Source organism: Micromonospora sp. SCSIO 07396 (genome assembly GCF_053667945.1).
The window spans coordinates 6,696,803-6,711,054 of sequence record NZ_CM132210.1; the positions used below are offsets into that span (position 1 = coordinate 6,696,803).

Below are 14,252 nucleotides of genomic sequence, written 5' to 3' on the forward strand. Positions count from 1 at the left end.
TTGGCTCCTTCCAGAACGGGGTCAGCGCTTGCCGAGGGCGAGCGCGGTGATCGGGGTGCCGGTGTGTCGGGACAGGGCGGCGGTGACGTCGTCGCGGGCGTCTTCGGGGGCGATGCCGGCCAGGTTGGCCAGGGCGGCGGTCATGCCCAGGTGGTCGCGGACCTTCACGAAGCCGAGCAGCTCGCGTAGCTGCGGCGCCCACACCGTCTTGCCGGCGGCGAGGTCGGCGTTGAGGTCGATCGCGGCGGCCACGACCTGTTTGGGGACGCCGAGTTGGCGGGCGAGGTCCCAGTCGGTGGTGACGTGCAGGTGCACGGTGAACCGGGAGGCCAAGGCCTCGGTGAGGACCGCGCCGTGTACGCCCGGGTTGTGGCCGGCGACGATGTAGAACCCGTCGACGGCTTCCACGGTCTCGTTGCTGTTGGCGGGGATGGTGATGACGCCGCGGCCGTCCATGGCCGGGTACAGCACGGCCAGGACGCGGGGCGGGATGAGGGTGGCGTCGTCGACCAGCAGCACCCGCCCCTGACGCATCGCGGTGACGAGGGGTCCGTGGACGAACTCGTAGCCGCCGCCGGGGATCGGGGTGTAGGAGCCGAGGAAGTCGTCGACGACGGTGTCGCCGGTGCCGGCGACGGTCAGCAGGTCAGGGAACGCGGCCTCGACCATGGCGGTCTTGCCGGTGCCGGGCGGCCCATACAGCAGCACGGGCACCTGCTGGGTGCGTAGCCGTCGTAGTTCCTCGACGTCCCAGCCCTTGCCGAGCCGACGCGGGTGGTACAGCGTCCCGTTCGGTCGCGGTACCGGAGCGGGCCGCGACTGCCGCCCACCACCGTTGGAGCGGGTGCGGGGTGCGGCGGGTGGGAGGGCGCCGGCGGCGTCGATGCCGGCCGGGGTGATCTGGAAGCGGTGGTGCGGGTCGCGGTGGTGGGTGGCGTGCCCGGCGGCGGCCATCTTCTTCAGCGCCCCGAAGACCGCCCCGGACGACGGTGCGCCTAGCGCCTGGGTGATCTCGCCGACCTTGAGAATCTGGTCAGGGTTGTCGGCCAGGTACAGGGCGACCTTGCGGTAGAGGTAGCCGGACCGGCCGGAGCCCGCTTCGACGGTGGAGTTGCCGGCGCCGCCGGGCGGGGCCGGGTCGTTCTGCGGTGAACCGGCATGCGGGTGTGGTGTGGTCATGGGGTTGCCTCGATTCAAGGGGTTGGGCCCGCGCACCCGTCTCCGGGTGCGCGGGCGGCGGGTTCCGCACAGCGGAGACGGGCGGGGCCAACCACTCCGCCCTATTCGGGCCGGGCAGGTGGGCGACCACACCCCGGGTGGTGCTGAAGGGTCACGGCGACACGTCGGGTCGCCGCTGATGCGTACTGGTCGGTGTCATGGCCGCGCGGGCGGTGTCGACGCCGACGATGGAACCCCCGCCACCCCGATCGATCAAGTCGAATGGGTGAGCGTTGCAGGGGTATGGGTGCGCCGGCTGACTAACCGCGCGCCGTGAGGGCCGGGAGCGACGCTGTCGGCCTGGTCGTGGTCAGTCGGCGCAGCCCCGTTCGCAGCCCTGGGGGTCGCACTGCTGCCCCTCGGCCATCCGGGCCAGGGCCACCCTGGTATCGCCGTCAAAGTCGTCGAGGAACGGCCAGCCGAACCCGTCGGCGAACGCCTTCACCTTGGGCGCCCCGTACATCGGGTAGCCGGCGTGGTCCATCCCGGCCACGATGTCGTCGCGGCCGAGGAGCCAGGCGAGCTCGGCGAGCTTGTCCACCGACCGGCTCGCCGAGTTGCCCCGGTGGTCGAGGATCTTCCCGATGGCGAATCGCAGGTAGTCCCGCGCGTAGGTCTCGTGGTCTACCCGCTGGGTCCACTCGCCCGGGTGTCGTGGGGTGAGGACCTGGCGGGCGTGGTCGAGGTCGAGGGCCTCGACGAGCACCTCCTCCCGGAAGCCGAAGATGTCCTGGCTGTGGGCGCGTAGCGCCCATACCCGGGTGACGATCTCCTCCTGGGTACGTGTGGTCACTGGGGTTTCCTTCCTGTTGGTCTTCTCTGCCGTGGTGGTGTCAGGTGTCCCCGGAGCCGGCTCGGCCTCGGGGGACGTGGCGGGGCTTGGTCGGCGCGCGGCCTGCGCCTGGTCGGTGTCGGGAAGGTCGCCGACGATCCGGTCACAGGCGTACGGGTCGACGACCTCCCAGCACCACGTGCGGCCCATCACCACGTACCGGCCGTCGCCGTCGGGGGTGATGCGGTCGATGGCCTCCGGGTCGCCGGCCAGGGCGCGCTGGTCGGCGATGATGACGTCACCGTCGAAGGACAGGTCGGCCAGCGCTTCGTCGACCCGCCGGCCCAGGTCCTCCTCGGGCACGCCCTGCTCGCGGAGGTGGTGGCGGTGCTGGTCGCGGTGGCGCTGCTGGTCGGCGACGATCGCCTCGGCCACCGGGCGGGTGCAGGAGAACACCGCCCACCCGTTCCAGAAGTCGATCAGGGTGCCGACGAACCCGACCGCGATCCGGTCGTCGCCGTCTGGGCCGATGGTGCGCGCCCAGTCGCCTGCGAACACGCCGACGTCGCCGATGCGGACCCGGTCGGGACGCAGGTGGGACACGTCAGCGCCGGTGGGGCTGGCCGCGAGGCGACACCGTTCGGTCACGCGGTCGGTGACAGCCGTGTCGTAGGCGTCGCGGTAGACGGTCATCGCCTCGTCGCGCTGCGGGATGCGTAGCCCGAACCAGGCGGAGACGTCGCCGGTGGCGTCGGCGAACAACTCCCACCCCACGGTGTCCACCGACTCTCCGGCCACGGTGAAGTGGGGCAGGGTGGCCAGGACGGCGGGGTCGCCGTCCTCGATACCGGCCAGGATCCGAACCGCGGCCAGGCGGGTATCGCCGCTGGCCCGGGCGCCGATGGTGTCCTGCGCCCACCATTCGGCGGCGGTGCGTCCGGCCTCGGTGCCTGCGGCGTGCATCCGCCGCAGCGCGGTGGCCCATCCGGTGGCCTCGTGGACCACTCCACCGGGTGACGGCCCGGTGGTGGTGGCCGGTGCGATCCGGTCGCCGGTATCGAGGCACATCGACAGCGTCGAGCCGCTGTCCCAGGTGACCTCGACGGTGTGGTGCCGCTGGTCGTGGCGGCGGACGGTGCCGGTCTCGCCGGGCCGCAACCGGGTATGCGGGTCGCTGGTGTGGACCAGGGCGACGCGCTGACCAGGCTGGTAGAACATGGTGTTCTCCGATCGGTGAATGGGCAGGCCGCCGCCGGAAGGCGGCGGCGTCGGGGTGGGAGTGCTCATCGGGTGCCGCCTGTCACGTCCCCGGTGGCGGGTCCATCCGGGGGCCAGGGCTTGCGGACGAGGTGGTCGCCGAACATCGGGTCGGTGGCGATCGACGAGCCGCAGCGGGTGCAGCTGGTGACGGTGTCGTAGCCGTAGCCGGCCATGGACGGCACCTCGACGTGGTCGATCTCGTCGACCGCCCCGCACACGATGCACACCGTCATCCCCAGGCCGCCGCCGTCGGCGAGGTCGGTGACGAACAGTTCTTCGACGGGGTCGAGGTGGTGGGCGCTGTGCCGCAGCCAGCGGCCGTGGACCGTCGCCTCGTACGCCACGAGCCGCTGTTGGTCGAGGTGCAGCAGGTACATCCACTCGACGACCCCGTCGAGGTCCTCGCGCAGCGATCCCTGCCGGACCGCCCCGTACTCGGCCGGGTAGCCCAGTCCCGGTACGGGCGGCAGCCGGTCCCACCGCCGGCGTTTGGGGTTGACGGCGAGGGTCCACCAGTCGTGGGCCAGCAGCGCGACGGCCATGGCGTCGGTGTCGCGGCCGAACGTGTCGGTCCAGATCCGGCGCAGCAGCGGCACCAGGGTTTCCGGAGCCTCTCCGAACTGGAGACGACGGGCGGTGTACCTGCCACGTAACGCGGCGACACCGATCAACGTGGGTGTACTCATGGGCCCTTTTCCTCCTCAGGATGTGGATGGGGTTGCGGTGGTCCCCGGGCGGGACGATCACCGAGCTGGGGGTGGACCGCGGCACCGTGTCGGTAGCCGCGATAGGGGTCCTGCGGGGGAGACGTGGTGTTCGCCATCGCGCGGCGCTCTGCCGCGCCGACCGCTTCCGCCGGGGAGGCAGAGCCGCCCCGGTGCGGGCGAGGCTGTCGGTGGTCGGCGCTACCGTGCGCGGCATGGCGGCACCCATGAGGCGCGCGAAGCACATCGCGGCGGCCCTGCGGGGGACCTACCTGCAGGGCCACGTGATTCGGCCGGAGATCGGCGAGACGTTCGTGGTGAACGGAGTTGATCCCGCGCGCCTGCTCGAGGCGTGGCAGGCCGCTCACGCGGTCATGCCGGTGACCGGCCGATGGCCCGTCTTCACGTTGCCGGGCGAGCTACACCACGGCCCGTCCGCCGCGGAGGTCGCCGAGCTGCGCCGAGAGGCGCAGACCCTGGATCCGTGGCCGGTGTTCACGCGGTACCGCGTCGACGAGCCACAGCACCACGCGGACGTGGAGCGCTACGTGCGGGCGTTCCTGGGTGACGAGATGGTCGCCCCGGCGATGGAGCAGCTGGGTCTGCCGACCACCGCGGCGGCGCTGTCCCGGTGGACCTACGACACCCTTCTCGCCAATCCGCATCTCGTGGCCCGGGTGGTGCGCGGCTACGAGCACCTCATCGGCACCCGGCAGTGGCACACGTTCTCCGAGGTGCAGTTGGTGCTTCTGCCGACGACGTCGCAGTGGCTGGCTCCCGCCTGGGTGCAGTATCACGGGACGCCCTGCGGGAACGGCGTTGCGGCGTGGTCGGCGGCGATGCGGCAGTGGGAGCAGCGGTGGGGTGCCGCCCTCATCGCCGCCTGGGGCACCATGCTGCAGTTCACCGCGCAACGCCAGCCGCCACCCGGTCCGCAGGCATGGGAACTGGCCGGGCAGCTGATGGCTGTCGGCGGCAGCCTGCAGTGCCAACAGTGGCAACTCGCGATCGCTCTCACCCGTAGTGACGCCTGGTTCCTGCACGACCGCCCCTGAACGGTGCTGTCTCACCGCACAGCGGCGAGCGCGGCGTTCCGCGCGTCCATGAACGGCACTGGGTCGATCGCGCCGTTGGCGCTGGCGTCGCCGTGGTGGTGCACCTCGTAGTGCAGGTGCGGGCCGGAACTGTGGCCGGTGGAGCCGACGACGCCGATTGGTTGGCCAACGGCGACCCGCTGCCCGACCGTCACCATTGGCGGCTGGTCCATGTGGCAGTAGCGGGTGAGCAGGCCGGCGGCGTGGTCGATGTCGACGTACCAGCCGCAACCTCTTGTCACGTCGGGGTCACCGTCGCGGTCACAGCCCCACGGCGCGCCCGTGCTGGCGTGGACGGCGTTGCAACGCACGGTGCGGACCGTGCCGGCGGACGCCGCGCGGATGACCGTGCCTCGTGGGGCGATCAGGTCGACGCCGTGATGGCCGGGGCGGCCCGCAGTGCGGAACCCGGATCCGACCGGGGCGAGCACGGGCTGGGTCCACGGGCCGACGGCCACCGCGCACCCGGCCACCCTGGCAGACGGTATGCCGGTGGTGTCGGTGATCGTGGCGACGAGGTCGGTGGCCGGCCCCTCCCACCTGGCGTAGGCGTCGGGGTAGGCGCTGATCTGCACGGCCTGCGCTGCGTCGGTGAGCGGCATCGCCTGCCAACCGCTGATGGTGACCAGCTTGCCGAAGAACCTCTCCGCCGCGTAGACGGGATCCCGTAGCTGCGCCGGGGTCCCCCAGCCTTGGCTGGGACGCTGCTGGAACAACCCGACCGAGTCCCGGTCACCGCCGGGCAGGGCACGCAGGGCACTCTCCTGCATCGCGGTGGCGACCGCGATCACCCACCCTCGGACGGGAACGGCGAGGCGGGCGCCGGTGGTGACGATCGCGGCGGCGTTACCGACCTGGTCGCTGTCCCAGTCACCAATCGCCGGCCACCCGCCCGGCGGTACGGATGGCGACATCGACGTGGACGGAACAGTGGTGGCAGACGCGGCCACGGGGACGCATCCGGCGGCGGCGTTGCCGCCGAGGAGGAATCCACCGAGGCCACCGGCGCAGACGATGAACACGGCGGTGAGCGCCACGGCCAGCGACACCAGGGACCGAAGGCTCATCCGCGCCCCCGGCAGCCGGCGGTGAGATGGCGGGTCCGGCGCGGACGCGAGCGGACGACCCGGGCAGGCCCGGGACTCCACAGGCCAGGAGAGTGCACGGGACGGGGCGTCACAGGTTTCTGCGGGCCTGCGTCGCGGCGCGGGATACCTGGCCATCGGGGTGGGCGGTGGAGGTGGCGGGCGGTCGTCGGCGGGGCGACGTCGGCGGTGTTGGCGTGACAGAGGGCTCCCACGTTGTCTCCTTGCGTTGGGGCAGCGCAATGCGGGCGCCGGTGACCGGATGGCCCGATACGGGGTCGCGCGGTCACCGGCGCGCTGATGGGTGCGGTGCTGGTTCAGCGGGCGAGCACGGCGACTTTCTCGCCGTGCAGCAGTGGTGCGCCGTCGGGTCCCTTGATGTGGGCGTGGATCCAGATTCGGTAGGCCTGTCCGTGCCGGTCGGTCAGGCGGCGCCAGTGGCCGCGGACGACGAACCGGACCCGGTAACGCCACCGTGCGGGTCCGTCGGCGGGTTCGGTCAGGCCGGAGGTGCGCCGCAGCATGACCACGCGGGTGTCGTGGACGATCGAGGCGCGTGCGGCGCGGCGGCGGGCGGCCCGGTCCAGCGGCGCCGGGGTGGCGATGGCGATGGGTTGGGCTTGGATACGCCAGAAGGCGTAGGCGATCGCGGCGCACACGTGCGTGCGGGCGGTGGCGTCGGTGATGACGTACCGGCCGTCGGGTGCGGTTTCCCAGTCCTGGTCGGGTTCCTCGACAACCTGCGGGTCGACGGCGGGCACGGGTTGTGCGATGGGCAGCACGTTGACGTCGGTGAGAACGTACGGGCCGAGTCGTGACAGCAGGGTGGGGTCATGCCGGGCGTAGGCGCGGATGCGGGTGGCGTGGGGGTCGTCGGGGTCGTCACGGTGTGCCCAGCCGCAGATCAGCCAGGATCGCCCACGGGGGGAGGTGATCGTGGCCCAGGTGATCGCGGCGATGCCGCTGACCCGGCCTGCCAGTGTGCGGTGGTAGATGGGCTCAGGAAGGAACAGCACGCCGGCGTCGGTGGGGGCGGCGTCGGCGGTGAGCAGATCGCCGGTGAGGTCGAGGGCGTCGGCTCCGGCGGCGACGACGGCGGTCATGGCGGGGGCGATCACGTAGGCCTCACCATGGGCCCACACGCCGCTGTTTGCCCGGTTCAGCATGTGGACGAGCTGGTCGTTCGGGTCCGCCCCGTTGGCGCTGTCAGGCGGGGGCAGGGTTGCCCAGCGGGTTTCGACGAACGCCTTGTGGTACTCGTGGCCGGCGATGCTGGTGCAGTACTCGTGCATGCGGGTCTTCAACGCGACAGCGGCGCGTGCGTAGCCGGGAAGAGTGGATTCGGTGCGCAGATTCATGACGTCCTCCTGGTTGATGTAGGGCGCTCGTGAGGCTGTGGGATCACGCGGCGTAGGAGGGGGCGAGTGCCGCGCCGGGAACACGGCGCGGCAGCCGCTGCGGGATCCGGGACCGCAGGTGCGTGGCGGTGGCGGCGAGTCCGGCGGTGAACCAGCCGACGAAACCGCTGGCCTCGCGCCGTTGGGGTGCCTGTCGGCGGCCGGTGACGGCCGGCTGCGGCAGCGGTGGTGGCGGGGGTGCGGCTGCGCGGGCGGCGCGCATCGCGTGTTGTGCCTGCCTGGCGGCGACGCATGGGCCGGTGCCCTGGTCGGCGCATCGCAGGTTGACGCATCGGTTGTCGGGTCCGGGTTGGTGGGCGGTGAGGACGTCGACGGCCAGCCGCCACAGCAGCCGGTCGGTGACGTCGCTGGGCACCAGGGCCCGGTGGGAGGGGCGGTTGCGGCTCCGGTCAGACATGGCGGACGGCCTTCCTTCAGGTTCGGGCAGGGGCCATCGCCCGACCGATGTCGGCGGTGTCGTGCCTGATGAGCGGCGCGGACGATGGCGACACTGATCGACGCTCACCTCTGCGTGAAGGTCAAGTCGTTCGCTTCGGGACGGGTCGGCTGGTGGTCTGGACGAGGCGTGTCAGCCCGGTGCGGATGGCGGGGGCGTCGTCGTGGCCGACGTGGTCGTCGACGCGGACGACGGGTCGTGGTTCGTGGCGCTGCCGGGTGATCTGGTAGCTGCGGAGGTCGACGTCGACGGCGTCGATCCGGCGGACCTCGTGGATGTCGTCGGAGGCGACGCGCACGTCCTCGTAGCGGATGCCCCAGGCCAGCAGCCGGACTCCGGGAGTGGGATCGGTGAGCAGGTCGACGATGAGGCGGGTGTCGACGCAGGCGGCCAGGGTGGGTCGGCTGACCGGACGGTCGGCGCGTAGCGCGTCGGCGAGGTCGGGCAGGAAGTCCACGAGTCCGGCGCGGTAGCGGCCGAGGCGGTGGTCGTCGAGCGGGAGGTGGGCGACGCGCATCTGGCGTCGTGTGCCGCTGGCTGCGGAGGGGGCGGGCCGGTCCTGGGCGAGCAGCAGCAGGGGCGGTTGGCCCCAGGCTTGGAGGTCGGCGTCGGCCTCGACGTCCAGCAGGCATCCGGTGAGGGCGCGGACGGCGTTGAAGGTCATCACGGTGATCGGCTCCTTGACGCGTGTGAGCCCCGCATGCCGGCCGGCATGCGGGGCTCACGTGTGGCAGAAGGGCTTCCTGTCGGGCGGGTGTGGGTGCGTTACCGCAGGTCGCGGTAGCGGACGCCATCCCCCGCCGCCGGGGTGTGGCCCGGGTCGTGGGCGTGCGGGATGCCGCGGAGGCGTTTGGCGAGGTACATGGCCTGGTCGGCGGCGTGTAGGAGGTCGCGGGGCAGCATGTGCGGCTCCGCGGTGGCGTAGCCGACGCTGGCGCCGATCGCGACCTGGTGGCCCGCGATGTCGTACGGGTCGCCCGAGATACTCCGGTGAGCGGCCCGGGCGGTGGCCTCGACGTCGGCGGCGTCGCCGTAGACGATGAGGGCGAACTCGTCGCCGGACAGATGCGCGGCCAGGACCACCGCCGGTCCGAGGGTGACCAGACGCTGGCCGACCTCGTACAGCAGGTCGTTGCCCGCCTCGTGGCCGTGGGTGTCGTTGACCTGCTTGAACCGGTCGAGGTCGATCAGGACGAGCCCGAGCGGCTCCCCGAGCGAGAACATGACATCCAGGACGGTGCGCAGAGCCCGCCGGTTCGGCAGGTCACTGGTGTCGTTGTGGGTGGCCAGATGGCGCCAGTGGGACCGGTCCTGTTCACGGTCGTCGAGCGTCCGCCGCTGGTGGGCGATGATCCGCCGCTGCCGCATCAGCGGCAACAAGCAGGCGGCGAGTCCGGCGAGCACGCCGCCAGCCGCTGTCAGGTAGGGGTACAGGTGAGACACTCGGCATCACTCCTTGTTGGTGAAGGAGCACCGGGGTGGGCGTGGTTCCGCCAAGTTCGACGCCCACCCCGGGCTACCACGGGTGTGGGATCAGCGGTCGGTTGGCGTGGCGAGTTGGAAGGCCGCCGGTCTCTCGGCGACCTGGACCGCCAGACCGGCGGCGACGAGCTTGTGTACGGCGTTGACGACCGCGCCCGCGCTGGCCCTCGCCGCGCCGCTGCCCGCGTTCGCCTCGTCGATGGCCTTGCACAGTTGGCTGGTCCGCATCGCCTGGTCGGGGTGGGCTTCCAACACGTCGAGGATCGCTCCGCGCAGGCTGCCCTTGGGTCGGCGTGGTTTCCCACCGGCCGACGGACTCGCGGCCTCGCCTGGCCCACTGGCCACGCCGGAGTCGTCGCTGCCCATGGGCTGCCCGAACTTCGTTTCGTCGGCGCTTACGGCCGTTCCCTCGCCGGTGCCGGCCGGTGTGTCGTCGTGGGTTGGGGTGTAGGGGTGTTCGCTGTCGCCGGTGTCAGACCGGGTCAGTGCGTCCCGCGACGGCGGCTGGTCCGCTTCGGCGCGTGGTGTCGGTGACAGCACACCGTTCGGCGGGCCGCCGGTGGGCTCGTCTCCCGGCCCCGCCTCGACCACGGTGCTCGCGAACTGCTCCTGCGGTGCCGAGGGCTCGCGCGGATTGTCGGGCTCGGGATGGTCGGTGGCAGTCGCGCTGGCCGGCGGATCGCCGTCGTCGTGGCGTCTTGACGGATTGGTGGGCTGCCGCCAGAGTGTGCGCCCGTCGTCGGCGCGAAACGTCTCCGCCTGGCCGGCGTCCTCCAGCAGGCGCAGGCGTTTGGTGGCCGTGGAGTAGCCCACTCCGGCTCGCTCGGCGATCGCCGCGGCGGAGTCCTGACCGAGTGCCGTCAGAGCGGCGGCGACCCTGTCGAGCGCGCTGGGCGTCGCGGTCTGCTCCGGTTCGCTGTCCATCGTGTCCTCCTCATTGGTTGTGATGCGTGATATGTGGTGGTGTGGCGTGTACTGATACACGCTTCGACGGCGCCTGTGATCAAGTGCGGTGACCGGACCTCGGGACACCGTCGACGCGGTAGGCATGGCAGCCAGCGATAGGCGGCGGGATCGCGCCCGCGACGCATCCGACGCTGAGCCGGGGGCACGGGGGCGGGAACCTAGTCGCGGGCCTTGGAACCGACGGGCGTCAGGTCGAACGTCGTCTCCTGGGTGACGCGCTAGCGTTGGGTTCCGTGATCGTGTGGCTGAACGGCACCCACGGGGCCGGCAAGACGACGACCAGCGCACTCCTGCAGCAGCTGATCCCGGACTCACGAGTTCTCGACGCCGAAAAAATCGGTGAGACGCTCATGGGGATCACGCCAGGGCTACCTGAGACGGACAACTTCCAGCACTGGCCGCCATGGCGGCAGCTCGTCGTCGAGACCGCCCGCAGCGTGCTCGACTACACCGGCGGCACGCTAGTGATGCCCATGACGGTCCTGGTCGAGCAGTACTGGCACGAGATCAGCAAGGGCCTCGCCCACCACGCCATCCCCGTGAGGCACTTCGTCCTCCACGCTGACCGAGACACCCTCCGCAGGCGTATCGAGGGCGAACATCCCGTGCCCTCCCCGTTCCGCCTCAGGTATCTCGAGCCCTATGCCGAGGCGGCCCGCACGTGGCTACATGCCGAGGCCGAGGTCGTCGACACTACGCACCTCACGCCCTCCCAGGCCGCTCTGCACATAGCCGATGCCGTCGGGACCTGACGCCCCATCACCACCGAGCAGGCACCACCGCACGGCCGTGCCCGGTGATCGCCTGTCCGACCGGAGTCAGTTGGAGTGGGCGTAGTGCGGGGATGTCGAGAGCCACGATCGCTGTCGGCTTCGGCGAGGGGTGAACGGCGGCCGGTGATCGGCACTCGCGGGTGTCGCTGCCGCTGGTGGCCTGCGGAAGAGGGAAAGGGGGCCGTGTCGCCGGCCGGTAGTGCAATGGGTGCCCCTGCCTGGGGCAACCGGCGGATCACCGGCCAGGCGCCGCCTCGGGTACGAGGACTGGGGCTGGGGGCCGGGGTAACGCACCCGGGCCGGCTGGTCGCGGCCGAGGTGCTCGGCGAACACCGCACGAGGGATCGCTGCTGGTCGGAAACCTGACTGCGGTCGCGGTAGCCCGTGGGGCATGAGGTGGGGTGCCGGGCCGACCGGACGGCAGCGCGCATCCTTCGGGTACAGGGATGGCGCTGCCGGCCCGATCGGAGGGGGTCAGCGCGGGGCGCGGAAGCGCCCACGGCCGACACCGGCAATGAGAGCGTCGTCGACGTAGTCGACGACGAGGATGCTCCAGCCGGCGTCGATGCCGGACTGGATGAGGTGCAGCAGGTCGCGGTCGGGCCCGTGCAGCGGCATGTCACCGAGAAACCCGGGGTGCAGCCGCCGGTAGCGCCTGCCGGTGAGTTCCCCGGCGAGCACCGGGGTTTCCTGCCAGCCGACGAGGCCGCAGGTGACGGGCCGCAGGCGGTGGTGTTCACCCACGGAGCTGTTGTCGCCGGTCAGGTAGACCCGGTGGAACTCGTCGTGCATGACCCGCAGCGCCGCTGGCGTCGGGTGGAGTGCCTCGGGGTTGGTGGTGGTTCGGCGCTGGGCTCGCAGGCAAGCGTCGGCGAGTTGCTCGACCTCGTCGAGCAGGAACATGACGCGACCCATGGCGGTGTCCTTCCTGTCGGGGCCGGGTTCAGAGCGCGACGGCGAGCAGCCGCTGGTCCGGGTCGATGGTGTTTAGCAGGCGGTGGGCCTGTTCGAGGTAGGTGACCCGGTCGGCCATGGCGTCGCTGACCGGGACGACCTTCTCGCCGTCGGCGGTGATCAGCGCGTCGCCGACGATCGCGGTCAGCGCGCTGTGGTGCTGGTAGGCCCTGGAGCCGGCCTGGTACATCTCCAGCTCCCCGACGGCGATCCGCCCGGCACCGTAGGTGGCGGCGTTGTGCATCCGGATCGCGTTGACCCGGGGCTGGTGGTGGAAGTCCGCCGCTGCCGTGTCGTACGGGTACCTGGTGGGGTCGGCGAGGTGGCGGGCCAGGTAGACGTGCCACGGGGTGGCCGGCCTGGTGCCATGCACGATCTGGCTGAACAGTTGGTGGCGGATGCCCGCTCCCATGCCGGCGGCCTGACGCATGCCGTGCAGGTCGAGCAGCCGTACCGGCCCGCCCGCGCAGTAGGCGGGGCGGCCCTTGCGCAGCCCGAACATCTGGCCGCGCTGCCACAGAAACATGGCGGTGGCCCAGAACCGGGGCGACAGGGTGCCCCGCACACCGAAGGTGCGGTCGAGCTGGTGCGCGGTGAGGGCCTCGCGGGGCAGGTCGTCCGGAACACAGACGATCATGGTGCCGACCGTCGCCGTCGGCGGGGTGGCCTTGCGGGCCGGGTCCTTGGCCATGGGGTCCTCCTGGGGTGTGGGCGCGTCAGGGCACGCGGAGATGACCGGCCCACCGGGTACGTGGGTCGGTCGCAAGGGGAGAGGTGTGGTGCGGGGTGGTGCGGTGCGACCTGGGGTCGCCGCGCGGCGCGGCGCCGACCGGCCCTTGGAAGGGGCGGGTGGGCGTGGCGCACCGGTGGGTGCGGCGGTGGTTCCGAGGTGGGACCGAACCGGGTGAGAAATATGTGGGTGCTGTTGGTCCGTGAAAGGTAGCGGCCTGTTCTGTCAGGCCGCTGCGGCGACGTAGCCGCCGAAGAGTGGGGTTGACCTGCGCTGTGAGAAGTTCCGACCTGCGGTGAGCCGTCGTTGACGTCGACGCTGTGAGACTTCGGACCACTCACAGGCGATCGTGGTCGGTGACAGACGCAGCGCGTGGGCGACCTGCCCGGAAGCCCTCGGTACGCGCGGGCGGTGCCGCTGGCCTGCGGTGTGAGTCCTACAGGTCGTCGAAACGCTGCGGGTTGGTGACGGTGTCGGGGCCGTGGTCGCAGGGCAGTTCGTGCAGGTAACGGCGGTGGGTGGGGTCCGAGACGAGGGTCCACACCCGGCCGGCCGGGTCGGGACTGTGCACGGCGGTCGCGATGGGGCTGGTGGTGCGCAGTCCGGCGAGCACGCCCAGGAGGCTGGTCTCGCGGCGGCGGCTGGGCACCCAGAACAGGACGGGGTAGCGGGGTCCGAAGGTGGTGAGGCGTTCGTAGCCGCGCAGCTTGGCCACGACCCGGGCGAGGTTCTCGGTGTCGTTGTCGTGTTCCAGGAAGAACCCGGTCGAGGTGTCGCCGACGGTCCACACGCCGTGGCCGTCGGGGCGGATGCCGGCCTGGGCGTAGACGGTGGTGGCGTGCTGCTCGGACCACCAGCGGGACAGCCGGACGGTGTCGGCGCGGCGGGCGGTGGCCAGGAGGTCAATGAAGAACTGGTTGACCCCGAGCAGGTGGTTGACCTGGCCGCTGGCGGCGATGCGCTTGGCCCGTTCCAGGGAACTGCGCGGCGCCTTGCCGCCGGAGCCGTTCGGGTCGTGGTACCTCGTCGGGTGCAGTTGCAGGCCGACGGGGCCGAGGGTGTAGAGCAGGGATCCGTAGCGGCCGTGGGCGCCGCTGCGGCCGAAGCGGTGCAGCACGTCGAGGCGGTGCAGGATCGTCAGCCGCCGCTGGGCGGTGCGCCGGTTGTCGAAGAACGCGTGGGTGATCTGGTCGGTGGACAGCAGGTAGTGCTCGGCGAGCAGACGCAGGAGGGCGTGGTCGCGGGGGACGATGCGACCGAACACCGAGAGGGGGTCGGGTTTGCTGGACAGGGGCGGGACACGGGAGTACACGGATCGCTCCTTGGGCAGGATGAGGGTTCCCTCCCGATCGGGAGGGGT

Annotated in this window: 14 protein-coding genes; 2 read left to right on the forward strand and 12 right to left on the reverse strand. The window is 71.6% G+C overall.

All coding sequences use genetic code 11. The features are described 5' to 3' along the window. Positions 1-21: 21 nt before the first annotated feature. From ACWCHM_RS29650 to ACWCHM_RS29660, 3 genes are all read right to left on the reverse strand, one after another. Positions 22-1,179 (reverse strand): AAA family ATPase, encoded by a 1,158-nt coding sequence (locus ACWCHM_RS29650; protein ID WP_454220681.1) that lies wholly within the window; start codon positions 1,177-1,179, stop codon positions 22-24. Between the two features lie 349 nt (positions 1,180-1,528). Then, positions 1,529-3,277: a DUF4314 domain-containing protein gene (locus ACWCHM_RS29655; protein ID WP_454220683.1), complete on the reverse strand. Its 1,749-nt coding sequence runs from the start codon at positions 3,275-3,277 to the stop codon at positions 1,529-1,531. Continuing rightward, positions 3,274-3,936 (reverse strand): hypothetical protein, encoded by a 663-nt coding sequence (locus ACWCHM_RS29660; protein WP_454220684.1) that lies wholly within the window; start codon positions 3,934-3,936, stop codon positions 3,274-3,276. The genes ACWCHM_RS29655 and ACWCHM_RS29660 overlap by 4 nt, the downstream gene beginning before the upstream one ends. A gap of 233 nt (positions 3,937-4,169) precedes the next feature. Between ACWCHM_RS29660 and ACWCHM_RS29665 the strand changes: the two genes are divergently transcribed. Continuing rightward, complete coding sequence (locus tag ACWCHM_RS29665) at positions 4,170-5,009, forward strand: DUF4253 domain-containing protein (protein ID WP_454220686.1); 840 nt, start codon at positions 4,170-4,172, stop codon at positions 5,007-5,009. Between the two features lie 11 nt (positions 5,010-5,020). Here ACWCHM_RS29665 and ACWCHM_RS29670 read toward each other — a convergent pair whose 3' ends face one another. The 6 genes from ACWCHM_RS29670 to ACWCHM_RS29695 all read right to left on the reverse strand — a co-directional run bounded on the left by ACWCHM_RS29670 (position 5,021) and on the right by ACWCHM_RS29695 (position 10,393). Next, positions 5,021-6,115: a M23 family metallopeptidase gene (locus ACWCHM_RS29670; RefSeq protein WP_454220687.1), complete on the reverse strand. Its 1,095-nt coding sequence runs from the start codon at positions 6,113-6,115 to the stop codon at positions 5,021-5,023. A 335-nt stretch (positions 6,116-6,450) separates the two neighbouring features. Continuing rightward, on the reverse strand, positions 6,451-7,491 hold the full coding sequence (locus tag ACWCHM_RS29675) for a hypothetical protein (RefSeq protein ID WP_454220688.1): 1,041 nt from the start codon (positions 7,489-7,491) through the stop codon (positions 6,451-6,453). Positions 7,492-7,534: 43 nt separating this feature from the next. Then, complete coding sequence (locus ACWCHM_RS29680) at positions 7,535-7,948, reverse strand: hypothetical protein (RefSeq protein WP_454220689.1); 414 nt, start codon at positions 7,946-7,948, stop codon at positions 7,535-7,537. A gap of 121 nt (positions 7,949-8,069) precedes the next feature. After that, positions 8,070-8,651, reverse strand: a complete 582-nt coding sequence (locus ACWCHM_RS29685) for a hypothetical protein (protein WP_454220691.1) — start codon at positions 8,649-8,651, stop codon at positions 8,070-8,072. 101 nt (positions 8,652-8,752) lie between these two features. Next, a complete protein-coding gene (locus ACWCHM_RS29690; protein WP_454220692.1) occupies positions 8,753-9,430 on the reverse strand; it encodes a GGDEF domain-containing protein in 678 nt (225 codons plus the stop codon). A 90-nt stretch (positions 9,431-9,520) separates the two neighbouring features. Then, on the reverse strand, positions 9,521-10,393 hold the full coding sequence (locus tag ACWCHM_RS29695; RefSeq protein ID WP_454220693.1) for a hypothetical protein: 873 nt from the start codon (positions 10,391-10,393) through the stop codon (positions 9,521-9,523). Between the two features lie 275 nt (positions 10,394-10,668). Between ACWCHM_RS29695 and ACWCHM_RS29700 the strand changes: the two genes are divergently transcribed. After that, positions 10,669-11,187, forward strand: a complete 519-nt coding sequence (locus ACWCHM_RS29700) for an AAA family ATPase (protein ID WP_454220694.1) — start codon at positions 10,669-10,671, stop codon at positions 11,185-11,187. A gap of 495 nt (positions 11,188-11,682) precedes the next feature. Here ACWCHM_RS29700 and ACWCHM_RS29705 read toward each other — a convergent pair whose 3' ends face one another. The 3 genes from ACWCHM_RS29705 to ACWCHM_RS29715 all read right to left on the reverse strand — a co-directional run bounded on the left by ACWCHM_RS29705 (position 11,683) and on the right by ACWCHM_RS29715 (position 14,204). Next, complete coding sequence (locus tag ACWCHM_RS29705) at positions 11,683-12,123, reverse strand: hypothetical protein (RefSeq protein WP_454220695.1); 441 nt, start codon at positions 12,121-12,123, stop codon at positions 11,683-11,685. Positions 12,124-12,151: 28 nt separating this feature from the next. After that, positions 12,152-12,853 (reverse strand): hypothetical protein, encoded by a 702-nt coding sequence (locus ACWCHM_RS29710; protein ID WP_454220697.1) that lies wholly within the window; start codon positions 12,851-12,853, stop codon positions 12,152-12,154. Positions 12,854-13,328: 475 nt separating this feature from the next. Beyond that, positions 13,329-14,204 carry a replication-relaxation family protein gene (locus tag ACWCHM_RS29715; RefSeq protein ID WP_454220698.1) on the reverse strand — a complete coding sequence of 292 codons (876 nt, stop codon included), beginning with the start codon at positions 14,202-14,204 and terminating at the stop codon, positions 13,329-13,331. Positions 14,205-14,252: the final 48 nt, after the last annotated feature.